Genomic DNA, 249 nt, shown 5'->3' on the forward strand with positions numbered 1-249 from the left:
GTGCTGAACACGCAGGATCGCGAGCGAGATGCGCGACGTTTCGACGTCATTCAGACGATGGATTTCCTTGTAGCGCAGCGCCACGGTCACGCCTTCGTGCCAGACCGTGTGCAGATCGCTGATCATGATCTCCAGGCCTTTTCGGGCGCCGACCGCGCCTTTGAACAGCTGCTCGACCTGAACGTGTCCGATCACTGCAGCTGAAGTGGTGACCATGCTGAAGTGCTCGGCAAAGACCTCCATCAGCGG

1 pseudogene is annotated in these 249 nt (G+C 59.4%); it reads right to left on the minus strand.

Annotation, left to right across the window (positions count from 1 at the left end):
- Positions 1–216, minus strand: a pseudogene (locus tag SB772_RS43995) (DUF4440 domain-containing protein); the annotation flags it as partial.
- Positions 217–249: the final 33 nt, after the last annotated feature.

Origin of the sequence: Paraburkholderia sp. SIMBA_030 (assembly GCF_046535245.1) — a bacterium.
Taxonomy (GTDB): Bacteria; Pseudomonadota; Gammaproteobacteria; order Burkholderiales; family Burkholderiaceae; genus Paraburkholderia.